The 21627-nt window shown below is 67.9% G+C and carries 16 protein-coding genes and 1 riboswitch; of the genes, 5 read left to right on the forward strand and 11 right to left on the reverse strand.

What is annotated here, in order from left to right; translation table 11 throughout:
* Positions 1-35: 35 nt before the first annotated feature.
* Positions 36-1925, forward strand: a complete 1890-nt coding sequence (locus tag U9J33_RS07495; RefSeq protein ID WP_054441211.1) for a bifunctional sugar phosphate isomerase/epimerase/4-hydroxyphenylpyruvate dioxygenase family protein — start codon at positions 36-38, stop codon at positions 1923-1925.
* Between the two features lie 147 nt (positions 1926-2072).
* Here the strand turns inward: U9J33_RS07495 and U9J33_RS07500 are convergent, their stop codons facing one another.
* The 3 genes from U9J33_RS07500 to U9J33_RS07510 all read right to left on the reverse strand — a co-directional run bounded on the left by U9J33_RS07500 (position 2073) and on the right by U9J33_RS07510 (position 5399).
* Positions 2073-2960, reverse strand: coding sequence for a shikimate dehydrogenase (locus U9J33_RS07500; RefSeq protein ID WP_054441213.1), 888 nt, complete (start codon positions 2958-2960; stop codon positions 2073-2075).
* A gap of 29 nt (positions 2961-2989) precedes the next feature.
* Positions 2990-4339, reverse strand: coding sequence for an MFS transporter (locus tag U9J33_RS07505; protein ID WP_324698785.1), 1350 nt, complete (start codon positions 4337-4339; stop codon positions 2990-2992).
* Between the two features lie 142 nt (positions 4340-4481).
* Positions 4482-5399: a LysR family transcriptional regulator gene (locus tag U9J33_RS07510; RefSeq protein ID WP_054441217.1), complete on the reverse strand. Its 918-nt coding sequence runs from the start codon at positions 5397-5399 to the stop codon at positions 4482-4484.
* 167 nt (positions 5400-5566) lie between these two features.
* On the opposite strand from U9J33_RS07510, the gene U9J33_RS07515 reads away from it, so the two are divergent.
* Complete coding sequence (locus U9J33_RS07515; protein ID WP_185997717.1) at positions 5567-7534, forward strand: OPT family oligopeptide transporter; 1968 nt, start codon at positions 5567-5569, stop codon at positions 7532-7534.
* A gap of 58 nt (positions 7535-7592) precedes the next feature.
* Here the strand turns inward: U9J33_RS07515 and U9J33_RS07520 are convergent, their stop codons facing one another.
* Together U9J33_RS07520 and U9J33_RS07525 are read right to left on the reverse strand one after the other, a co-directional pair.
* Entirely contained in the window at positions 7593-10130 is a 2538-nt protein-coding gene (locus tag U9J33_RS07520) for a sulfite reductase flavoprotein subunit alpha (RefSeq protein WP_324698786.1), read from the reverse strand.
* Positions 10131-10328: 198 nt separating this feature from the next.
* Entirely contained in the window at positions 10329-11399 is a 1071-nt protein-coding gene (locus U9J33_RS07525) for a low specificity L-threonine aldolase (protein ID WP_324698787.1), read from the reverse strand.
* 55 nt (positions 11400-11454) lie between these two features.
* A riboswitch (SAM-I-IV-variant riboswitch) is annotated at positions 11455-11566 on the reverse strand.
* A 190-nt stretch (positions 11567-11756) separates the two neighbouring features.
* Between U9J33_RS07525 and U9J33_RS07530 the strand changes: the two genes are divergently transcribed.
* From U9J33_RS07530 to U9J33_RS07540, 3 genes are read left to right on the forward strand one after another with little or no spacing between them, the layout of a single operon-like run.
* On the forward strand, positions 11757-13424 hold the full coding sequence (locus U9J33_RS07530; RefSeq protein ID WP_054441221.1) for a sensor histidine kinase: 1668 nt from the start codon (positions 11757-11759) through the stop codon (positions 13422-13424).
* On the forward strand, positions 13421-14080 hold the full coding sequence (locus U9J33_RS07535) for a response regulator transcription factor (protein WP_324698788.1): 660 nt from the start codon (positions 13421-13423) through the stop codon (positions 14078-14080). The genes U9J33_RS07530 and U9J33_RS07535 overlap by 4 nt, the downstream gene beginning before the upstream one ends.
* A gap of 2 nt (positions 14081-14082) precedes the next feature.
* Positions 14083-15090 (forward strand): lysylphosphatidylglycerol synthase transmembrane domain-containing protein, encoded by a 1008-nt coding sequence (locus U9J33_RS07540; protein ID WP_185997714.1) that lies wholly within the window; start codon positions 14083-14085, stop codon positions 15088-15090.
* Positions 15091-15197: 107 nt separating this feature from the next.
* On the opposite strand, the gene U9J33_RS07545 is transcribed toward U9J33_RS07540, so the two are convergent.
* The 6 genes from U9J33_RS07545 to U9J33_RS07570 form a co-directional block, all read right to left on the reverse strand.
* Positions 15198-16064 (reverse strand): hypothetical protein, encoded by an 867-nt coding sequence (locus tag U9J33_RS07545; RefSeq protein WP_324698789.1) that lies wholly within the window; start codon positions 16062-16064, stop codon positions 15198-15200.
* A gap of 224 nt (positions 16065-16288) precedes the next feature.
* On the reverse strand, positions 16289-17731 hold the full coding sequence (locus tag U9J33_RS07550) for a GMC family oxidoreductase (RefSeq protein WP_324698790.1): 1443 nt from the start codon (positions 17729-17731) through the stop codon (positions 16289-16291).
* Complete coding sequence (locus U9J33_RS07555; protein ID WP_324698791.1) at positions 17728-18144, reverse strand: hypothetical protein; 417 nt, start codon at positions 18142-18144, stop codon at positions 17728-17730. The genes U9J33_RS07550 and U9J33_RS07555 overlap by 4 nt, the downstream gene beginning before the upstream one ends.
* The gene (locus tag U9J33_RS07560) at positions 18137-18853 is read right to left on the reverse strand and encodes an HAD-IA family hydrolase (RefSeq protein WP_324698792.1); all 717 of its coding nucleotides are present in this window, start codon (positions 18851-18853) and stop codon (positions 18137-18139) included. The genes U9J33_RS07555 and U9J33_RS07560 overlap by 8 nt, the downstream gene beginning before the upstream one ends.
* Before the next feature lie 11 nt (positions 18854-18864).
* Positions 18865-19860, reverse strand: a complete 996-nt coding sequence (locus U9J33_RS07565) for a UbiA family prenyltransferase (RefSeq protein WP_054441238.1) — start codon at positions 19858-19860, stop codon at positions 18865-18867.
* A 167-nt stretch (positions 19861-20027) separates the two neighbouring features.
* On the reverse strand, positions 20028-21623 hold the full coding sequence (locus U9J33_RS07570) for a glycosyltransferase family 39 protein (RefSeq protein ID WP_054441240.1): 1596 nt from the start codon (positions 21621-21623) through the stop codon (positions 20028-20030).
* Positions 21624-21627: the final 4 nt, after the last annotated feature.

Raw genomic sequence — 21627 nt, forward strand, 5'->3', positions numbered from 1 at the left:
CGATATCTGGCGTATCACAGCTTCGGAAGGTCACCATGTCCAGCGCCGCCGCCAACGCTATCGCCACCGTTTCGCTTCGCGGGACGCTTGAGGAAAAGCTCAGGGCCGCGGCCGACGCCGGGTTCGACAGTGTGGAGATTTTCGAGAACGACCTGATCGGTTCGGCCCTGCGCCCGGCAGACGTGCGCAAGCTGATGACCGACCTCGGCATCCACTGTTCGCTCTACCAGCCGTTCCGCGATTTCGAGGGGATGCCCGGCGAGATGCGGGGCCGTGCCATGGACCGGGCCGAGCGCAAGTTCGACCTCATGGGCGAACTGGGCACTGACCGCATTCTCGTATGCTCCAACTGCTCGCCCCATGCGCTGGGCGAGCGCCAGCGCATCGTCGACGACTTCCGCGAACTGGGCGACAGGGCCGCCGCGCGTGGCATCCTCGTCGGCTACGAGGCGTTGGCCTGGGGCCGCCACGTCAACGATCACCGCGATGTCTGGTCCATCGTCAGGCAGGTGGACCATCCGGCGGTCGGCATCATCCTCGACAGCTTCCACTCGCTGTCGCGCCGTATCCCGAACGAGAGCATCCGCGACATTCCGGGCGACAAGATCGTCTACGTCCAGCTTGCCGACGCGCCGCTGCTCGACATGGACCTGCTTTACTGGAGCCGGCATTTCCGCAACCTGCCGGGGCAGGGCGGGCTGGACCTGCCGGGCTACGTCGCCGAAATTCTGCGTACCGGCTATGACGGCCCGCTCTCGCTCGAAATCTTCAACGACCGCTTTCGCGCGATTTCCTCGCGCCTCGTGGCGCAGGACGGGCACCGCTCGCTCGAATACGTGCGCGATGCGGCAAGGCGCCTGCTTGGCCAGCCGACCACGATGCCCGCACCGCAGCCGCCGCTCGGCGCCGAATTCGTCGAGTTCACCGCCACCGGCGACGACACCGCGCGGCTGGGCGAGACTTTCGAAACGCTCGGCTTCTCGCATATCGGCACTCACCGCACCAAGAAGGTGACGCGCTGGCGGCAGGGCAATGTCAACCTCGTCATCAATGCCGAGCCCAAGGGTTTCGCCAAGTCCTATCGCATCGTCCACGGCACTTCGATCTGTGCCATCGGGGTGCGGGTTAAGGACGCCGCCGCGGTGATGGAGCGCGCCGCCGCGCTCGGCATCCGTGCCTATAGCCCCGAGGGCCGCCCCGGCCGCATGGCCATGCCCGCGCTGCGCGGCGTCGGCGGCAGCCTCGTCTATCTGGTCGAGGATGACGGCGCCGAGGCGCTCTGGGCGCGCGAGTTCGAGGCGGTGCCGGTGGAGGACCTCACCGACGATGCCCGCGCCCGCTCGATCGACCACCTTGCCGCCGTGGTCCACAATGACGAATTCCTGTCCTGGCAGCTTTACTGGCGCGCCCTGTTCGGCCTCGAAGGACGCGACGCCAACGACGTGATCGACCCTTCCGGCCTCGTCCACAGCCAGGCGCTGCAATCGCCGGACGGAGGCTTCCGCCTCACCCTCAACGCCTCGGACGCGCGCGAGACGCTGTCCTCGCGCTTCCTTGCGCAGGGCATGGGCGGCGGTTTCCAGCATGTTGCGCTCGCCAGCGACGACCTGCTCGCCACGGCGGCTGTCGTCCGCGCGCGGGGGGCGGCGATGCTGGATATCCCGGAGAACTATTACGACGATCTCGTCGCCCGCTTCGGGTTCGACGGCAAGGCCGCCGCGCGCATGGAACAGGCCGGCGTGCTCTATGACGAGGACGGCGCCGGCAATGCCTATCGCCAGCTTTACAGCCGGGCGTTCGACAAGCTGTTCTTCTTCGAATTCGTCGAGCGCGGCGGGACTTACACGGGCTACGGCGCGCCGAATGCCGGGATCAGGCTGGCGGCGCAGAACCGGTTTCGTGCGGTGGAAGAGGTGGCCGAGTAAGAGCAAAGTCCTGGGGGCTATCCCCCAGACCCTCGGAATGTCAGCGCCGCGCGCGATTTACTTGCGGCGCAGCCAGTAAGTCTTCCGACGCAAGGGGGGCGCGGCCGGATAGTGCAGGGGGCTATGCTCCCCTGCTTTTCCTTTTCCTTAAACTGCCTGACTGGCCGCCGCGAAGTCCGCGAGCATGCGCTCGGTGTCAGGCTCCCGCCCGGTGAAGCGCGCGAAGGCGTGCGCGGCCTGCATCACCGCCATGCCGCCGCCGTTCAGCGTCGCGCAGCCGATGGCCTTCGCGGCCTTGAGCAGTTCGGTTTCCAGCGGGAAATAGATCACGTCCGAAACCCACATGTCGCGCGTCAGCAGGGCCGGGTCGAAGGGCAGGCCGGGGTGGCTCTCCATGCCCACGGGCGAGCATTGCACCACGCCGTCCACGCCCGCGATCGCCTCTGCGGCCGAACCTGCCGCGATCACTTCCGCGTCGGGAAACAGCGCGGCAAGGCGCCGGGCCAGCGCCTCTGCGCGCTGCGTTGCGGGGTCGAAGATCGCCAGCCGCTCGGCGCCCAGGTCGAGGTGGGCATAGCCCACCGCCGAAGCCGCGCCGCCCGCGCCGACCATGGCCACGCGCTTGCGCGGCAGCACGCCCAGCGAGGCGAGGAAGCTGGCGCGGTAGCCGGACCAGTCGGTATTGTCGCCGATCAGGCGGCCGCCGCGCAGCAGCACGGTGTTGACCGCGCCGAGCTTGGCGGCCGCTTCCGAAAGCTCGTCCATCAGCGGCACGACCGCCTGCTTGAAGGGGTGGGTGACATTGGTGCCGTCAAACCCCAGGGCGGCCATGGTCTTCAGGAAAGTGCCGAGGTCATCCGCGCCGAAGCCGATCACGTCGCTGTCGAGGATGCGGTAGACCAGCGGCAGGCCCAGCGCCCTCGCTTCGGTTTCGTGCATCGCCGGGCTGCGCGAACCGCCGATGCCGGAGCCGATCAGGCCGCAGAGAATGGTCGAGCGCGCGGGGCCCGTGACGGCGACGGGAGACTGAAGCATGATCTTGGTCCTTGGGTAGGGAGGAAGGCTTAACGCTCGGCGGGCATCCGGATCAGGGTGACGGCCAGTCCGGCCAGTACCGCCGGGACCGCGAAGATCGCGAAGATCGCCGCCAGCGGAACCTTCTCGGCCAGCAGGACGCCGCCCAGCATCGGCCCGATCACCGCGCCGATACGGCCCACGCCCATCGCCCAGCCGAGCCCGGTGCTGCGCACTTGCGGCGGGTAGAAGCTGGTGGCGAGCGGGTAGCAGCCGTTGAAGCCGCCCTGGATGAAGGCGCCGATGAAGAAGGCGGTCAGCAGCGTCGCGGCGATCGTCATGGAAACCGCGCCGAACACGACGAGGGCGACGGCGGCCAGAACCATGTAGAGCAGGATCAGGCGGCGCAGGTCGATGCGGCTGGCGATCAGGCCGATCGACGTGATGCCGATGAAGGCGCCGATGTTGTAGACCGCGCCGGCGTAGATTGCCTGGGTGGCGGGCAGGCCCGCCTCGACGGCGAGCTTGGGAATCCAGCTGATGACGAAGTAGAGCGTCATGAAACCGAAGATCGTCGCGGTCCAGAGGAGGATCGTTCCCGAAGTGCGGCCTTCGCCGAGCACGCCGCGCAGGCCGACGGAGTGGGCTTCGGCGACGCGGCGCTCAGGCAGGGCTTCCAGCGTCGGGCGGCCAAGCGAGGCCAGCAGGCGATTGGCCTTGGCGAGTGCGCCCCTGGGCTGGTGAGCGAGCAGGAAATCGACCGATTCGGGCAGCATCGCCCAGACCAGCGGCAGCGCCAGCAGGCAGAGGGTGGCGGCGCCCAGCAGCATGGCCTGCCAGCCGTGGTTGTCGATCTGATGGGCGACGATGAAACCGGTGATCGTCGCGCCGACCGGGTATCCGGCCTGCAGGAAGCCCACCGCGAAAGTGCGGTGCTTGGCAGGCGCATATTCGGCGGTCAGCGCGGCCATGCTGGCCAGCACGGTGCCGATGCCGATGCCGACCAGGAAGCGCGAGGCGATCAGTTCGGCGATCGAGCCGGCAATCGCCGATCCGAACATCGCCACCGTCATCATCACCAGCGAGGCGATGATGAGCTTGCGGCGGCCGAACTTGTCGGCCAGCGGCGCGATCAGCAGTCCGCCTGCGGCCATGCCGGCGAGGCTGGAGCTGAAGACGACGCCCAGGCTCTCGGGATTGACCTTCCAGTCGGCGGAAAGGGCGGGGGCGACGTAGGACAGGATGAGCACGTCCATCCCGTCGAGCATGTTGAGGAGGAAGCAGATGGCGACCACAAGCACCTGCCGCGCGGTCCAGCCGTCGACGTTCTGCGAGGCGCTCTCGCCCACCGTCACGTAAGGACGCACGGATACCGATCCGGCGGCGGAATAGCTGGCCATGGTAACGCCTTTCCCATCCTCAGCGGCGCTTGGCTGCGCCTGTTGTCGTCCGGCGGCCCGGCGCCGGGACTGTATGAACCTTGCGGGCATCTTCACGGTGTTTGATCCCGGGGTGCATTGCCAGACATCACGACGATGTGACTTATAGCGTTATGTTATGGCCTATAACTCTTGGCAGGTTCATCAGTATGTTGCGGGCGATCTCCTCGAAGGTCTCCCCCACGAGAGTGCGCGCCACGTCGAGGTTGCGGCTGACGTAGACCGGCAGCACGCCGGGCGACTCGAATTCCAGGAAGCGCACGGTGTCCGCGTGGGGCTGCATGGCGGTGAAGCTGTCCACCAGCGCGATGCCCATGCCCTGCGCCACGAAGGCCACGGCGGTTTCGGCGAAACGGATATAGGTGGCGATGTCCAGTTCCTCGCCCGCATCCGCATACATCCGGGCGATGATCCGGCCGTGCGGAGTGTCTTCCCGGAATGACTGGATGCGCTCGCCCCCGAGGTCGGCCACGGTGATCCGCTCGCGTTCGGCAAGGCGGTGCCCGGCGGGCACGGCGCAGACCATGCGGCCGGCGCCGATGCGGCTGGAAAGCACGTTGGGATGGTCGATGGGGAACACCGTCAACGCATAGTCGCCGCGCTGAAGTGCCAGCCAGTCGTCCGCCTGCTCCACCGAGAGAATGTCGAACTGGATGGTGAGGCCGGGATAATTGGCGGTCAGCCGAGAGAGCATCTGCGGCACCACCGAATGCCCCAGCGACGGAGAGGCGCCGACCCTGAACGTGCGGTCCTCCCCCTTGGCGAGGCGGCGGACGACGTGTTCCAGATCGTTGAAGCCCTTGTAGATCTGCTCGATCTCCTCGAACAGCACGCGGGCTTCGGACGTGGGCACCAGCCGTCCGCGCGTACGGTCGAACAGGCGGAAGTGGAGCTTGTCCTCCATGTGGCCGAGCATGCGGCTGAGGCCGGGCTGCGAGGTGCCCAGCATGCGCGCGGCGCCGCTCACCGTCTTGGTAATCATTACCGCGCGGAAGATCTCGATCTGCCTGATGGTCAGCATCGCTAGCGGCTAGCACGGCGCCGGTCCTGCGCCAACGGGGCAAAAGCAGGGCGATCGGGCGGCTTGCGATGCCTCCCCCGCCGCCTGCGGGGCCTTGCGATGCTTGCCCCGCAGGCGGCGGCCGTGCGATGAGGGCGGCAATCACTTTGTTTCCCGAACGGAAAGACATGGCAAAAGAAACAGGCAGCGCGCGAGCAGGCTCGCCGCTGGAACTGACACTGCGCGGCGTGCTGCTGGGCGGCGTGATCACGCTGCTGTTCACGGCGGCCAACGTCTATCTCGGCCTGAAGGTGGGCCTGACTTTCGCGACCTCGATCCCGGCCGCCGTCATCTCGATGGCGATCCTGCGCGGCTTCAAGGATTCGACGATCTTCGAGAACAACATCGTCCAGACCGTGGCGAGCGCGGCGGGCACGCTGGCGGCGATCATCTTCGTGCTGCCCGGCCTCGTCATGATCGGTTACTGGCAGGGCTTCCCATATTGGACGACGGCGGCGATCACCGGCACGGGCGGCATTCTCGGCGTGCTGTTCTCGGTGCCGCTGCGCCGCGCGCTGGTGATCGACACGCCGCTTCCCTATCCCGAGGGCCATGCCGCTGCCGAAGTGCTGCGCGTGGGTTCCGAATCGCGCGAAGGGGCCGAGGAAAGCGCCAAGGGCCTTTCGGTGCTCTTGTGGAATGCGCTGGCTTCGGCCGGTTTCGCGATCCTCACGCAGACGCGCCTTGCCGTTGCCGAAGCCTCGCTCTGGTTCCGGGCGGGGCCGGGGGCCACCGGCATTTCCGGGGGCCTGTCCTTCGCGCTGATGGGCGTGGGCCACCTCGTGGGCATCTCGGTGGGCATGGCGATGTTCCTCGGTCTCGTCGTCGGCTGGTGGGTGCTCCTGCCGATGCTGACCGCGCAGAACCCGCTGCCGGGCGGCGCGGAAGTCTGGGCGACCACGGTGTTTTCCGAGAATGTGCGCTTCTTCGGCGCAGGCGTGATCGGCGTTGCGGCGGTCTGGACCCTGCTGCGGATCGCCGGTCCGGTGATCGGCGGCGTGCGTTCGGCCATGGCGGCCAGCCGTGCGCGCCATGCCGGAACGGTGCTGGCGGTGGAGGAGCGCGACCTGCCGATCTCGATCGTGTTCGTGGGCTCGCTGGCCATGCTGGTGCCGATCGCGGTGCTGCTGTGGAGCGTGATCGGCAGCGGGCCGCTGGCCGGTTCGGAAATGCTGCTGATCTTTGGCGCGCTGCTGTTCATCCTCGTGATCGGCCTGCTCATCGCGGCGGTCTGCGGCTACATGGCGGGGCTGATCGGCGCGTCGAATTCGCCGGTTTCCGGCATCGGCATCCTTTCCGTGGTCGCCGCCTCGCTCATGCTGGTCGGCCTGTTCGGCCGGGGGCAGGGCGCCGAGACGACCGATGCGCTGGTCGCCTATGCGCTGATCGTCACCGGCATCGTCTTCGGCGTGGCGACAATCTCCAACGACAACCTCCAGGATCTCAAGACCGGGCAACTCATCGGCGCTACGCCGTGGAAGCAGCAGGTGGCGCTGGTGATCGGCGTGGTGTTCGGCTCGCTGGTGATCCCGCCGGTGCTGGACCTGCTGAACACCGCCTTCGGCTTTGCCGGAGCGGCCAATGCCGGGCCGAATGCGCTGCCCGCGCCGCAGGCGGCGCTGATCTCGACCCTGGCCAAGGGCGTGCTGGGCGGCAATCTCAACTGGACGATGATTGGCTGGGGTGCTGCGGCGGGCGTGGTGTTCGTCGCGCTGGACGAAGTGCTGGGGCTGATGGGCCGCCTGCGCCTGCCGCCCCTTGGCGTCGGGATCGGCATCTACCTGCCGATGAGCGTGATCCTGCCGACGGTGATCGGCTCGGTGCTGGGCTTCTTCTACGACCGCTGGGCCAGGCAGCAGCGCGACCCGGAATTCGCCGAGCGCATGGGCGTGCTGACCGCCACCGGCCTGATCGTGGGCGAGAGCCTTTGGGGCGTGGGCTTTGCGGGCATCGTCGCGGCTTCGGGCAGCGACGCACCGCTGGCACTGGTGGGCGACGGTTTCGCCGGGCCGGCGCTGACAGGCGGCACGGTGCTGTTCTTCGCGCTGGTCTACATGCTCTATGCCCGCACGCGCAGGCTGGTCACCTCGGCCTGATCGGAAAGGTTGCGGGGCTCCGCGAAGGGAGCCCCGCAACTTTCAAGAGATCACGGCTTCAATAGATATCGCGGCGATAGAGCCCGGCTTCGGCCATCGCTTCCACCCTTTCGTCGCCCAGCGCACGGCGCAAGGCGTCGTCAACCGCCGGGGCCATGCCCTGAAGGCTGCCGCAGACGAGGATCGCGGCGCCGTTTTCCACCCAGTCCCGCAGGTCCGCCTCGGCTTCGGCCAGCAGGTGCTGCACATAGCGCCCGCAGTCCGCATCGCGCGACCATGCGCGGTCGAGGCGGGTGAGCGTGCCGTCCGCCAGCCAGCCGTCCACTTCGCCCGGAAGCAGGGCGTCATGCGCGCGGCTGCGTTCGCCGAACAGCAGCCAGTGGCCGCCGCGTCCCTCGGCGCGGGACTGGCGCAAGTGGCCGCGCAGCCCGGCAAGGCCGGTGCCGTTGCCGATCAGGATCAGGCGGCGCCCCCCGGCGGGAGCGTGGAAGCCCTCGTTGGCGCGCAGGCGAAGCGAGACTGCGCCGCCCGGCGAAGCGAAATGCGTCAGCCAGCCGGAACCGAGACCCAGCGTGCCGTCCGTTCGTTCCACCTGGCGGACCAGCAGGTCGAGGCTGCCGTCGCCGGGGACCGATGCGATCGAGTATTCGCGGTGCGGCAGGGGACGGAGCGCGGCCACGAGTTCCCCGGCGCTTTCCACCAGGTGGTCGGGAATGAGCGCGCGGGAGAGGTGATCGGCCAGGGACTTGCCCTCCACCTCGACATCGCGGCCCAGCCCGCAGGCCGAAAGGTAGGCGGCGATGCGCGCGGGATCGTTGGCGCCGGGCAGGACTTCGGCGATGTCACCCGCCTGCCATGACGGCATCGGACCGGTAGCGGGCCTGATGCTGACGAGGAAGGCAGGGCCTCCGGCGCTGCCCGGGTTGAGCAGGCGGCGTTCGGCAAGCTGCCAGTTCTCGTAAGCGGCGGGCTCCCAGTCCGGCATGTCGGGTTCGGCGCCGAGCGCGGCGAGTTGCTGCTGCCACTGGCGCTGGGCGTCGATATCCTCGCCGTTCACTTCCACCATGTCGAACAGGCGCCGCGCGCCGCCGGCATGGAGCCAGCGGTCAACGGAATGGCCGAAGGCGCAGAACTCGGGATATTCGCGGTCGCCCAGGGCGAGGACGGCATATTCGAGGTGTTCGGCGCCGGGCGGGGTCGCCATCGCCTGACGGGCGAAGCGGCGCGCCGGGTCGGGCGGTTCGCCTTCGCCATAAGTGCTGACCACGAAGAGCGCGCGATCGACATCGGAGAGCAGCGCATCGTCCACTGCCGAAAGCGGCACGACCCGGGCGCCGCCAAGCGCGGCGGCGGTCTGGCGGGCAAGGCGTTCGGCGCCGCCGGTCTGGCTGGCGAAGGCGACAAGCAGGTCGCCGGTAGCGGCGGACAGGGCGGGCTGGGCCTCCACCACTTCCCTGAGCGACCGTTTCTTGCGGCGGCGCACAAGGTAGAGCAGCAGTCCGGTAACGGTGAAAAGCGGCATCGTCAGGCTGGTCAGCAGGAGCAGGATGCGTCCGCCGATGCCGAAGAAGGCGCCGCGATGCAGTTCGTACATGCTGGTGGTGATGACCTTGCCCAGGCTGCGCCGGTCGTAGCGGTCGGCCTTGACCAGTTTGCCGTCGGCAAGATCGACCTTGATGTCGTCGGTCATGCGGTCATGCCGGGCATCTTCCAGCAGCACCCGGAACGTGGCCGTTTCCTTGCCGTCCTCTGGCATGGAAATGGAGATCGACCGATAGCGGCCGTCCATCGCGGCCAGCACCGTGGGCCAGGCGCGGGCCAGGCTGGGCACAGGGGTTTCCTTTGCGGCTTCCTTCGCGCCTTCCTTGCCGTTCGCGCCGCCGCCATGCCCGCTTTCCTCGCGGCTGGTCTTGCCGGTGAGTGCGTAGAGCACGCCCTGCCGGTACCAGTCGTAGGACCACCAGAGCCCGGTCAGCGCGCTCAGCAGATAGACGAGCGCCACCCAGCCGCCGATCACGGCATGCAGCGCGCGGTAAAGGTTGCGGCCGCTCTTGCGCAGGTCCAGCACCAGCCATGCGCGCCAGTCGAACGTGCGGCGGGGCCAGCGCAAGTAGAGGCCGGAAATCGCGAAGAACACCAGCGAGATCGCGGAGAAGGCGGTGATCTGGCGGCCGATCCCGTTGCCGCCGCCCGGCAGCGCGAGCCAGCGGTGCAGGTCCTCCACCGTGCGGAAGAAGCCGGTGCCGCTGGGCTGTCCCAGCAGGATGCCGCTGCGCGGGTCCACGTAGCTGCGCTCGCCGCGCCGCTCCTTGCCCTGCGCGGCGAACTGGACCTGCCAGGCGGCCTCGGGGTCGTGCTCGGCGGTCAGCCGCTCGACCTTGAGACCGGCGCGCTGCGCGGAGGCGCGGGCGATCACCTCGTCAGGGGAAAGCGCCGGGCCCTTACCGGGGGAAAGGGTGACGATGCCCGGGCTGAGCAGGCGCATGATCTCGTTCTCGAAGCTCAGCGTGGCGCCGGTCACGCCCATCAGCGCGAGCACGAAGCCGGCGGTGATTCCGAGGAACCAGTGAATCTGAAACAGTACCTGCCGCGTCACGTCTTCGCTTCCCGCTTGATCTTGCCGGGGCCGCCCACCGGCCCCTCGGGAAAGCGCGTGCCGTTCGGCCTCTGGACTTTCGCAAGTCTTCCCTCGAGGGAGCTTCGCTAATGCGATCAACTTGCAATAGCAACAGAGATTTCATTCGTTTGCAGGAGCGGCGCGCGCGGACCTTCGCAAGGCGCGCCGCTCCTGCCTTCAGGCCGCGACGGGGCGGGCACATTCTCGCGCAAGATCGAGCACGTCGGCGGCAAGGCGGTCCACTTGTGCCGGGTCGGCGTCCCACGCGAACATGAAGCGGGCACCGCCGCCGATGAAGGTGTAGAAGCGCCAGCCGCGCGCGCGCAGTCCATCCAGAACCGGTTCGGGCGCGGAGAGGAACACGGCGTTGGCATCGACCGGGAAGATCAGTTCCAGCCCGGCCACACCCGCGAAGGCATCCGCAAGGCGGCGGGCGCAGCCATTGGCATGGCGCGCGTTCGCCAGCCATGCGCCGCTTTCGAGCACGCCGATCCACGGCGCCGAGAGGTAGCGCATCTTCGAGGCGAGCTGCCCGGCCTGCTTGCAGCGGTAGGAGAAGTCTTCCGACAGCGTGCGGTCGAAGAAGATGACCGCTTCGCCCACGGCCATGCCGTTCTTGGTGCCGCCGAAGCAGAGCACGTCCACGCCGGCCTGCCAGGTGATCTCGGCGGGGGTGCAGTCCAGCGCCGCGCAGGCATGGGCGAAGCGGGCGCCGTCCATGTGCAGCTTCAGCCCGAGCGCGCGGCAGGTGGCGGAGATCGCCTCGATTTCGGCCACGGAATAGACCTGCCCGGTCTCGGTCGGCTGGGTGATGGTGACGACGCGCGGCTTGGGGAAGTGGATGTCCGACCGGCCGGTGGCGAGCGCGCGAATGGCCTCCGGCGTCAGCTTGCCGTCGGCGCTCTGGGCGACCAGCAGCTTGGACCCGTTCGAGAAGAACTCCGGCGCGCCGCATTCGTCGGTCTCGACGTGGGCGAAGGAGGAGCAGATCACCGAGTGATAGGACTGGCACAGCGCGGCAAGCGCCAGCGAGTTGGCGGCAGTGCCGTTGAAGGCGAAATAGACGTCGCAATCGGTGGCGAACAGCGCGCGGAAGGCGTCGGCGGCGCGGCGCGTCCATTCATCCTCGCCGTAAGCGGTGGCCGAGCCGGTATTGGCCAGCTCCATCGCGGACCAGGCCTCGGGGCAGATTCCGGCATAATTGTCGCTGGCGAATTGCTGGGCCGGGGCGGGACGGATCTGGGACATGCGGTATTTCCTTCTGGGCTCGGCGAGCCGGGAGGAAAATGACGGCGATGCAGCTGGAAAACCCGTTTGTTGCCGGTCCGGCCACATCCCTTCGCATGTCTGCGAAGGTACCACCTTGCTCGGGAGCAGGTTGGTGCCGGGCATTATCCCGACTCTTGATGCTGGGGCGTCTGCTAGGCCGATCCCGGTCCGCCGTCAATCGGAAGACGGGCCGGACCATCAATCGGAGAACGGTTCCGGCGATTTCGAGCAGGGGTATCAGCAGGAAGGCTGACTCGACGCGGAGCCCCGGCCTTCGTAGGTTTTTCCCGTCGCTTCCGGCACTTCGCCGGGCGGTTCGGCAAGACAGCTAGGAACATGGGGCGGACATTCGACGCGAGATCATCCGGCCTGAGCCGGGCGCGCCAGGCGCTGCTGATCACCGATCCAAACCGGCTGATCGGCTATGGCCGCCTGATGACCGCGATCTTCGCGGTGATCGCGATCTATCTCGATCCCACGCAGCCCGGCCGTTACCGGCACGAGGCGCAGGACGTGCTGGCGATCTACCTCGTCATGGCGATCCTGCTGGTGGCGGTGCCGATCCGCAAGCCGGTGGACAGCCCGGTCCACTTCGCCGTTCACGTCCTGGATACCGCGATCCTCGGCTGGCTGGCGTTCCTCACCAACGAACTGACCAGCCCGTTCTTCTCGTTTCTGCCCTTTGCGCTGCTGGCGATGGCGGTGCGCTGGGGGTTCGCGGGCGCGATCGTCGGCGCGGTCATGCTGGAGATGGTGCTGTTCGCGGTCGGCATTCCCGACATTCTCGACGGTGAATCCGAACTCAACGTGCTCATCATCCGGGCGGCCTACTTCCTGGTCTGCGCGGTGATGCTCGGCTATTTCGGGGCTTACCGCGAAAGCAGCCGCGAACGGCTGGCGCGGCTGGCGAGCTGGCCAATGGATGCCGGGTTCGGCGACCGGCGCGGCTGGCTGTCCGAACTGTGCCGCCATGCCGCCACCGTCACCGGCTGCGAAAGCCTGATCCTGATCTGGCGCGAGCAGGACGAGCCGACCGGCTTCATCGCCCATTGGCGCAAGCAGGGGCTCGACCTGCGGCCGCTGGACCGCGCCAATTTCCGCAGCGCCTTTTCCGAGGCGCGGCTCGACTTCATGGACCGCACGCGGGCCAGCCAGCTTGGACCGGACGAGATGCTGGCGCTTACGCTCATGCTCGGCGGGCTGGGCCTGCCGCGTCCGCGTTCGCACGACTATGCGGTGCGTTCCGGCTTTTCCGGGCTGCGGTTCCGCGGGGCGCTGATCCTGGTCGATCCCGAAGGGCGGCCGGAGGACGCGCTGGCGCTCACCGAGATCATCGCCGCGCGCACGGGGTCCGAACTGGAGCATGTCGAACTGGTGGCCCGCCATGCCGACAGCGTCCGTGCCGACGAACGCAGCCGCTTCGCGCAGGACCTGCATGACAGCGTGCTGCAGGACCTGACCGCCACGACGCTCAAGCTGCGCGGGCTGGCGGCGCGCGATCCGGCGGGCGCAAGGGAGCTGGCGGCCGAACTCAAGGACATCGAGGAACTCGTGACCCAGCAGCAGCGGCGCATCCGCAGCTTCGTGGAGGACCAGCGCGATTGCGACGGCGGAGCGCCCACCGACATGGTGGCCGACTTGCGCCGGGAGGCCGACATTCTCGAAAAGAAGTGGGGCGTCACCGTTCTGTTCGACTGGCACGGACGCGCCGCGCAGTTGCCGCGCAGCCTTGTGGACGAGGTGATCCAGCTCTTTTCCGAGGCGACCGCGAACGCCGTGCGCCACGGCGCCGCCACGCAGATCGCGCTGGAGGCGCGGCTGATCGGCAGCGCGCTGGAACTGGGCGTGGCCGACAACGGACGGGGCCTGGGCCCAGCGGCGAACGGGATCGGCCCGGCCTCGCTGCGCAGCCGGGCCATGCAACTGGGCGGCTCGATCGCGCTGGACGACAGCGCAACCGGGCTGCGCGTCACCATGGTCATCCCGCTGGAGGAAGCCGCATGAACATGCCCGCGAGCGCTTGCCGGGTCCTGGTTGCGGACGATCACCCCCTGCTGCTGCGCGGGCTGGCGGACATGCTGCGCGGCACGGGCGAGGTGGACCTGATCGAGGCCACCGGCAGCGGCACGCGCGCTCTGGCGGTGATCAGGGAGAAGCGCCCCGAAGTCGCGGTGCTCGACGTGTCGATGCCCGATGTCGGCGGCCTCGCGATCCTGCGCGCGATCAGCGAGGCGGGCTGGCCGGTCCGGGTCATCTTCCTGTCGGCAACGATGAGCGGGCGGCAGATCGCCGAAGCCATCGCGCTTGGGGTCTGGGGCCTGCTGCTCAAGGACTATGCCGCCAATTCGCTGCTCGACTGCCTGCGCGAGGTGGTGTCCGGCCGCAAGTGGCTGCCGGAGGACCTGGTCGCCAAGGGGCGGCGGGGCGGGGGCGTGGACATCGCCTCCGATATCGGCAACCTCACTCCGCGCGAGCGGGAGATCAGCGCGCTGGTCTGCCGGGGGTTCTCGAACAAGGCGATCGGGGGGATGCTCGGGTCGACCGAGGGGACGGTGAGCATTCACCTCCACAACATCTACCGCAAGCTCGACATTTCCAGCCGCACCACGCTGGCGACGCTGTTCGTGAAGTATCAGGCCCAGCGCAGCGAGCAGGAGTGACCATGGCTGCGCAGCCCCCACCCGCTGCGCAAGGCGGCCGCCTGCGGTTCTGGCTTGGCGTGGTGGTGGGGGCGGCCTTCCTCGCGGTGCTGTGGTCCACGGTGGACATGGCCGCTGTCGGCGCGCTGCTGGTGCGCGCGACATGGCCGCCGCTGGCGCTGGCGCTGCTGGCCTATGCGCTCGACTTCCTGCTGCGGGCGTGGCGGTTCCGGCTGCTGCTCGATCCCGGCGGGCGGGACGTGCCCTTCGCGCCTACGGTGGCGCCTTTCGTGGCAAGCTTCGGCATCAGCGATATCCTGCCCTTTCGCCTTGGCGACGTGTTCCGCGTCTACTGGTTTCACCGCAGGTTCGCACTGCCGGTGGGGCATGTGCTGGGGGCGATGGTGGTGGAGCGCGTGCTCGATCTCGTGTCGATCCTGATGGTTGCCGGCGTGGCCCTGATGCTGGTGGACAGTACGCTTCCCGCCGAGATCGTGGCGCAGTTCCGGCTGGTGCTGGCGGTCGCGGTGATCGCGAGCCTAGCGGTGCTGCTTTCGCCGTCGCTGATCGAGGGGCTGGCCGGCCTGATCGAGCGGAAACTGCCGTTCGCCGCCGCCGCGAAACTGGCGGAAACGGCACGGGCGGTGGCGCGCGCGGTGCGGGGAAGCGGCGGCCCGAAGCGGATCGCGGGGATGGTGCTGCTGTCCTTCGCGCTATGGCTGCTCGAAAGCCTCGTCATGCTGGGGGCATGGGTGAGCCTGGGCGGCAGCGTGACCGAGGGGCTGCGGCCGCTGGTGGCCTTTGCCTTTTCCACGCTGGGCACGCTGGTGCCGGCGCTGCCGGGGCATTTCGGTTCCTACGAATTCTTCGGGATGCTTTCCTACCGGGCGGTAGGTGTCGGCGCCGAGCAGGCCACCGCGACGATCCTGCTGGCGCATCTCATGCTCTGGCTGCCGACCGCACTGTTCGCACTCGGCTGGCTGGCAGCCGCACGAACCGGCTCCCCGCTGCGGCTGCTGAGAGCAGGCTGAGCTGGATACAGCGACTGGATTGCGCCCCTTCTTGCCGTTCAATTGAGCATTTGCGGGCGCATAACCGGACATTCCGCTTATCACCGGTGCTGGGACTTTGGGGGGACCTAAAAGTCTAGCTTCTTGATGTTCGCGATCAGACCGCCCGTCGACCGCTGGAGCTCGCTGATCTGAGCGAGATTTCTCTTCATCCCGCCGCTTATCTCGGCATCGGTGTTTAAGGCTTGATACACCCGCTCGGCGTCCTCCCATGTGATGCCATAGTTGAGGAAATTGCCCCCGGCCTTGACCGCATCAATTGAGTGCTCGGCACTTCGCAGGAGAAAATAGTAGAAATATATCTCCCACGCCGGCCGCAGCCGGCCTTCAACCAGCGTTCCTACCTTGAGAATCGCCCGTTGTTCAAATTGCGCTTCGGAGCCTGAGAAAGTGTAATAGTCCCGCTTGAACTTCAGGAGGTCAGCGCCGACATCCGGGACATCTGAAATTGTCGTTTTATAGTAACGCGACAAAATAGAGTAGAGGGCGAGGGGCTGGCCGGTGGTGCTGTGCGTCTCAAGGATCGTTCTAGGCTTCCCCTCGAACTTGTCAGGATAGTTAGCAAAATCTCCCAGCTCCTGCTTGAGCCGACTGCCTTGCTGCGCCCGCTCCGCAGCCGTAGCGGGTGCGGCGTAATACGTCCCGGCGATCACGCCGGTATTATCGCCCGCGACGTTGATCCCGCCGCTGTTATGTTGGCCGATGGCGGGTGAATGATCGCCCGTGGTCGCAATCTGTGCTGTATCGGCTCCGTCCGTCGAGGATTGGTTGATCGAAAGGGGAAGGCTTGGTTCGACAGCGTTCGGCGGCGGCTTTTGCCAAATCGCAATTAAGAATGCGAGGGCTGCCGCACTGATTGCGACACTCAATCCTAATTTCGGAAAGAACGTGAGCCCCTGTGCCCATTCCAAGCCGCTTTTCATGGTGTCGATCATTTCTTGCCCCTTCCACCCGGCGTCAGTCTAGCACAACAATGCGAGGCCGGAAGTTAGTCCTTGCCGTTGCCGTTCGTGGACCTTGATCGGGGTTCGGCAGGCATTAGACATTAGGCAGAGGGAGCGGGAACTGCTGCTCTGGTCGGCAGCCAACGCCGCGTGAGCGTCAGTTATCCTCGAAACCCGCCTTCAAACCGGACATTCGCCTACCGGCCCCTTGGCCCCTAATGGAAGCGGCGGGTCATGGCTTCCATGGCGTTGCGGTGGGCCAGAGCCATGACCGTGCCTTGCGGGTTTACCGAGGTCGGTCCGCAGAGAAGCGAGGCGTCGTTTACGTAGAGGCCCTGGGCGCCGTGGACCTTGCCGAAGGAATCGGTGGCGGTGCGCCGCGTGTCCTCGCCCATCGGGCACGAGGAGAAGACATGGACCGAGGTGACGTTGCCGTCGCCTGCTTCCAGCAGTTCGGGAAGGTCCGCGAGATCGGCGGGGGAATGCAGGTCCGGGTAGCCGGTGACGCAGGGGTAGATCGTCCGGGCCCCCGCCGCGAACAGCGCTTCGCAGAGCCGCCGCAGCCCCTCTCCGAGCACGGAGAGATCGCCTTTCGAAAAACGGATGCGGACCAGCGGATCGTCGAAGCCGGGCAGGTTGCGCACCGAGGCCACGCCGCCGCCCGACTGGACGTAGTAGATACCCATGCGCCGCCAGCGTTCGGCCACGAGCTCCCAGTGGCCCTCGCGCCCGGCCAGCGCCACGCCCAGCATCGCGGGATTGCTGATCGAGCAGCCCATGCCGAAGCGCGGTTCGAATTCCTTGACCTGGTGGACCGGATCGAAATCGCCCGGCTGGTTCACGTCGCGGTCGAATTCCGCGACGACCTTGACCATCGGATGGAAGCGCAGGCTGTTGCCGACATTGTGGGAGATGCCGGAACGGCGCAGCAGGGCAGGGGTCTGCACCGCGCCGCAGGCGACGACCACGGTTTCGGCGCGGAAGGTCACGGCGCGGGGCAGGCCGTTCTCGCCGCGGCGGAACCCTTCGGCGATCCACATGCCGCCTTCGCGGCGCAGGCGGGCGATCCGCGTCGCGGGCAGGAGTTCGCCGCCCGCCTCCAGGAACCGGCGCACGAAAGTGGCGGACATCGACTGCTTTTCACCGCCGCGTCCATCGGCGGCGTACTGGTACAGGCGGGGCGCCTCGATCGCGAACCAGCCCTGCGCCTGCGCGCCCTGCTGGAGCCGCCGCGACATGTCGGAGGCGGCGGTGCCTGCATATTCCACTTTCGCGATCGCCTCGCAGGCGGCGAAATGGGGCGTCATTCCGGCAAGGTCGAGATCGCGCACATCGAACCGGCGCCGCCAGTCGTCAAGCACATAGGCGGGCGTGCGGTGGTAGAGCCCGCGGTTGACCTCGCTGCCGCCGCCGACGCAGCGCCCTTCCACCCAGGCCAGCTTGTGCCGTCCCAGCGCGACGCCGACCCCGGCATTGCGGTACTTGAGCAGCATCTCCTCACGCGAGAAGTGCGGCGCGGCTTCGAGCGGGAGATGCTGGCCTTCTTCCACCATCGTCACCCGGTGGCCCGCCTGCGCGAACAGCGTGCCGCTTACCGCGCCGCCGGGGCCGGAGCCGATCATCAGCACTTCGGTGAGGATCTCGCCGGGCGCGCTCATGCCGCGATCCGTTTCGCGCGGGCCTGTTCCTCGCGCAGGGGCAGCGAATAGAGGCCGTAGCAGGAGAAGGTCGAATAGAAGGCGATCATCGAGCGGCGAAAGCCGATCCGCGATCCGCGCCAGGCGCGGACATGGGCGGTGCGCTCGCCCGGGGCAAGGCGGGAGAAGCGGTGGCCATGGACCGGCAGGCTCGACAGTTCGAACAGCAGCGCCAGCCCCCGGAAGCCGAGCCGGAAGTGATCGGGCATGGCCGCGCTGGTGGCGAGCACATAGTCGCGCACGGTCGCACGGTCGGATGGCGAGAGGCCGGGGCGCACTTCCTCCACCAGGACATCCACGAGAGCCGCGATGCAGGATCGGATCATCCCGCCTCCGGCCCGGGCGGAATGGGGCGTGGCGGCGGGTTCAGGCATGGGCTCCCTCCGCGAGGATGGCCTTGAAGGGGGGATCGTCGAAGCGGCGGAAGCCCGAGGGCTCGGCGGTCTTGCCGTGCGTGCGGATGAGGGCGGGAACGCCGATGGCGGCGGCGGCGGCGGCATCGCGATCCGCCCTGTCTCCGATCACGAGGGTTTCCTCGGGCGTCATGCCGGTTTCGGCGAGCAGCGCCAGGAGGCCGGCAGGGTTGGGCTTGAGGCGGCCGACCCCGCCCGAGCCGGACCAGATCGTATGGTCGCAACGCAGCCCCAGCGCGGCGAGCTTGGCGTCTACCGGGTAGTCCGACCAGACCGCGATCCGCCGCCCGGTGGCGCGCAGGGCGGAAAACAGCCGGTCGATCCCGCGCGCCTTGTAGCGAGGGAGCAGCGCCAGCGGCCGGCGCTCGATCCATTCCTCCACCATGGCGCGGATTTCCCCTTCCGAGCAGCCGCAGCGCCGCGAGGTGAGGCTGAACTGTTCATGGGTGAAGTCGTCGCCCTGCACCTCGCCCAGCAGTTCGCGGATCTGGCGAAAGGCGCGCAGGGTGCGCACGGTGCGAAGGCTGCGCTGGCGCAGGCTGTGCTTGCACAGTTCGATGGCCATGGCGCGGCGCAGCGGCGGCTGGTCGTAAAGCGTACCGTCGAGGTCGAAGACGACCAGCCCGACCTTCTTCCAGCCCACTTCGGACATGTTGCCCCACTCCGTCATCGTTCCGGCCCTCACTTGCGGTGCCCGGGGAGCATGTCCGCCGGGGTGAAGCTGCGGTTGGTGAGCGTGGACAGGCCGGCAAGGTCGAGGAACGAGAGCACCAGCAGCACGCTCACGGTCACGCCCAGCGTCGCCATCAGGCGGCGGGAGCGGAACATCCGTTCCGGCCGCTGCGCGATCGAGTCCGGCAGCATCGACAGCCAGAGATAGCAGCCGAACAGCCCGGCGATGAACGGGAAGGCCAGGACGTATTCGACCCGGTACTTGATGAGGAACACGCCGAGGAAGAACGAGGAGAGCATGGCATAGACGAGGCAGCTCACCACCAGGCTCTCGGCGGTATAGCCGGCGAAGGACTTGCGGTAGCGGGTCAGCGTTTCAAGGCCGACGGCGGCGGTGATGTCGCGGTATTCGGACAGGCGCTTGGAACCCATGAGGAAGGCGCCGCCGGTCCAGTAGGCGAGCAGGAGGCTGACGGGCGGCATGCTGGAGGGGTCTATCATCAGCCAGCCCAGCGTCAGGCGGATCGGGTTGTTCACCGATTCCGAGATCACGTCGAGGAACGGGCGGTCCTTCGAGCGGATCGGCTGCACGTTGTAGACGAGGCCCGAGGCGAGGAACACGATCGAGAAGACGAAGAAGCTGCCTCCCATCCAAGCCGCCAGCGAAAGGCCGACCCCGGCGAAGGCCAGGTATTCCACATAGACCAGCGCCGGCGAGAGTTGCAGCGACACGGCCTTGCGGTGGTGCTTGCTGGGGTGATGCGCGTCGAATTCCCGGTCCAGCCATTCGTTGATGACGTAGTTGGCCGAGGCGATCGCGATGGCCACGACGAAGCCGATGACCACGCGCTGCGGGGCGTCCAGCAGCGAGGGCTCGCGCAGTGCATAGGCGAGGATCAGGCCCGGTATGATGAACACATGCTTGGTGATGTGATCGAAGCGGGCAAGGGTCAGGTAATCGCGCAGGCGCGCGGTCTTGCGGTCAAGCGTGGCCGTCGAGGGCATGGGGGGATTCTCCTGGAGCGGAGGGGGCGGGGTGGCTGGCGGTGAAACGGATGCGGATGGAACGGCTGTTGTTCCGGAAATGAGGGGGCCGACCGGGCCGGAGGCGATTGGCGCCACCGCGATGGGCGGCGCGATCGCGGGCGGGGATGCCGATGGCGGCGGCGGGGTCATGGCTGCACCGCGGGCGACACGCGGTAGATGCGTCCGTCGGCGAAGCTGGCGACGGGAACCAGCGAGAGCGCGCGCCGCAGCCGGTCTTCGCTGGCGAGGTAGAAGCGCCAGTCGATGTTGTCGAAGGCGACCACATAGACCGGGCGCTCGGGCCATGCGGCCGCTTCGCCGCGGATGCGGGCGATCTGCGCTTCGGGCGGATCGTTGGGATCGGGCCGGTTGGTGCGCAGCAGGCGCTCCATCGGCACCATGCCCGCGCGGCGGTCCGTCAGCAGGGTGACGACTTCGGGGCCGTTCGAATAGACCAGCGAGGCGGCGGGAAGCGCCCGCACCGCCGCGATCGTCGGGGATTCGCGCCAGATGCGGGCGTGGAAGCCGGAACCCTCGCGATAGGCGTCATGGGTGCGGCTGACCGTGCGCACGGTGTGCGAGGCGAGGATCACCGCCGCCAGCGCGGCCAGCGCGAACCACATGGCGCGGGGGGCGGCCAGTCGGCGGTCGAGCCCGCTTGCCTGAAGCGTCAGCAGCATCGCCAGGACCAGATAGGCGGGAAGACCGTAGCGCCCCACGAAGGAAAGGTTCGCCTCCAGCATCGTCGAGAGCCAGACGAAGGCGAGATAGCCCACGAAGAACAGCCCGAGGACCAGCGACAGGGCGGTGCGCGCATCGCTGGGCGCATCGGCGCGCTCGTTCCGCCAGGCGGCAAGCTGGCGGGTGAACTGCCAGCCAGCGAAGCCGAGCAGCAGGACGAGCAGGCTGACGCGGAAGGCCAGCGGCACGTTGTCGGGGAACAGCCAGGCGGCGGTGGTTTCGAGATTGGCCCGCCACTGCGCCGGCCCCATGTTGCCGTAGAAGCGCATCTCGCGGCCGATGGAATGGCCCACCGTCAGCGTGCTCAGGATCACCCAGCCGAAGAACAGCGCGGCCCCCGGGACGGCCATCAGCACGCTGTCGGCCACGCGCCGGGCAAGCGGCAGGCGCGGCGTGGTGAGCAGGACCAGCACGATGGCGGCGCCCAGCGGGGGGGCGGTAAACCGCGCAAGCGTGGCCATGCCCAGCATGAGCGAGGCGATCACCAGGTCGCGCTGGCGGCCATGCTCGAAGTAGTCGAGCACGAACCACAACGTGAACAACACGAAGGAGATGAACGGCGGCTCCGATATCACGCTGGCATGAAGGGCGACGAACTGCGGTGCCAGCGCCACGAGGGCGGTGCCGACCGCCGCATGGCGCCAGTCCCCCGCGGCCCGCCGGAGCAGCGCGAAGATCATGACGACATTGGTGCAGAGCGTGACGATCGCCCAGGCCATGGCCGCCGTCAGCAGCGGCACGCCCAGCGCATGGGGCAGCACGAGCATCCAGTGGTAGACCGGCGCGTCGTAGGGGATCGGGCTGATCCCCATGTAGCGGGTGCTGTCCGGGGTGACGGAAAGCCCGTGGTGGACGTTGAACTGGAGCAATGCCAGCGAGCCCAGCACCAGGAGCGCGCAGGCTATCCGGCCCTGCCGGACCGAAGCGGCATTGCCAAGGCCCAGGGGAGGGCGGGGCGCGGTGGCCGCGAAGGGGCGGGCCATCTCGGCGGGCGTTGCCATCGGC

Source organism: Novosphingobium sp. RL4, assembly GCF_035658495.1.
Taxonomy (GTDB): domain Bacteria; phylum Pseudomonadota; class Alphaproteobacteria; order Sphingomonadales; family Sphingomonadaceae; genus Novosphingobium.

Excerpts from the sequence above, each read along its gene's own strand:
- U9J33_RS07555 (WP_324698791.1), bottom strand. The coding sequence starts at position 18,144 with ATGCCTGAACCCGCCGCCACGCCCCATTCCGCCCGGGCCGGAGGCGGG.
- U9J33_RS07495 (WP_054441211.1), top strand. The coding sequence starts at position 36 with ATGTCCAGCGCCGCCGCCAACGCTATCGCCACCGTTTCGCTTCGCGGG.
- U9J33_RS07540 (WP_185997714.1), top strand. The coding sequence starts at position 14,083 with ATGGCTGCGCAGCCCCCACCCGCTGCGCAAGGCGGCCGCCTGCGGTTC.
- U9J33_RS07505 (WP_324698785.1), bottom strand. The coding sequence starts at position 4,339 with ATGGCCAGCTATTCCGCCGCCGGATCGGTATCCGTGCGTCCTTACGTG.
- U9J33_RS07560 (WP_324698792.1), bottom strand. The coding sequence starts at position 18,853 with ATGACGGAGTGGGGCAACATGTCCGAAGTGGGCTGGAAGAAGGTCGGG.
- U9J33_RS07535 (WP_324698788.1), top strand. The coding sequence starts at position 13,421 with ATGAACATGCCCGCGAGCGCTTGCCGGGTCCTGGTTGCGGACGATCAC.
- U9J33_RS07530 (WP_054441221.1), top strand. The coding sequence starts at position 11,757 with ATGGGGCGGACATTCGACGCGAGATCATCCGGCCTGAGCCGGGCGCGC.
- U9J33_RS07550 (WP_324698790.1), bottom strand. The coding sequence starts at position 17,731 with ATGAGCGCGCCCGGCGAGATCCTCACCGAAGTGCTGATGATCGGCTCC.
- U9J33_RS07500 (WP_054441213.1), bottom strand. The coding sequence starts at position 2,960 with ATGCTTCAGTCTCCCGTCGCCGTCACGGGCCCCGCGCGCTCGACCATT.
- U9J33_RS07565 (WP_054441238.1), bottom strand. The coding sequence starts at position 19,860 with ATGCCCTCGACGGCCACGCTTGACCGCAAGACCGCGCGCCTGCGCGAT.
- U9J33_RS07525 (WP_324698787.1), bottom strand. The coding sequence starts at position 11,399 with ATGTCCCAGATCCGTCCCGCCCCGGCCCAGCAATTCGCCAGCGACAAT.
- U9J33_RS07570 (WP_054441240.1), bottom strand. The coding sequence starts at position 21,623 with ATGGCAACGCCCGCCGAGATGGCCCGCCCCTTCGCGGCCACCGCGCCC.
- U9J33_RS07510 (WP_054441217.1), bottom strand. The coding sequence starts at position 5,399 with ATGCTGACCATCAGGCAGATCGAGATCTTCCGCGCGGTAATGATTACC.
- U9J33_RS07515 (WP_185997717.1), top strand. The coding sequence starts at position 5,567 with ATGGCAAAAGAAACAGGCAGCGCGCGAGCAGGCTCGCCGCTGGAACTG.
- U9J33_RS07545 (WP_324698789.1), bottom strand. The coding sequence starts at position 16,064 with ATGATCGACACCATGAAAAGCGGCTTGGAATGGGCACAGGGGCTCACG.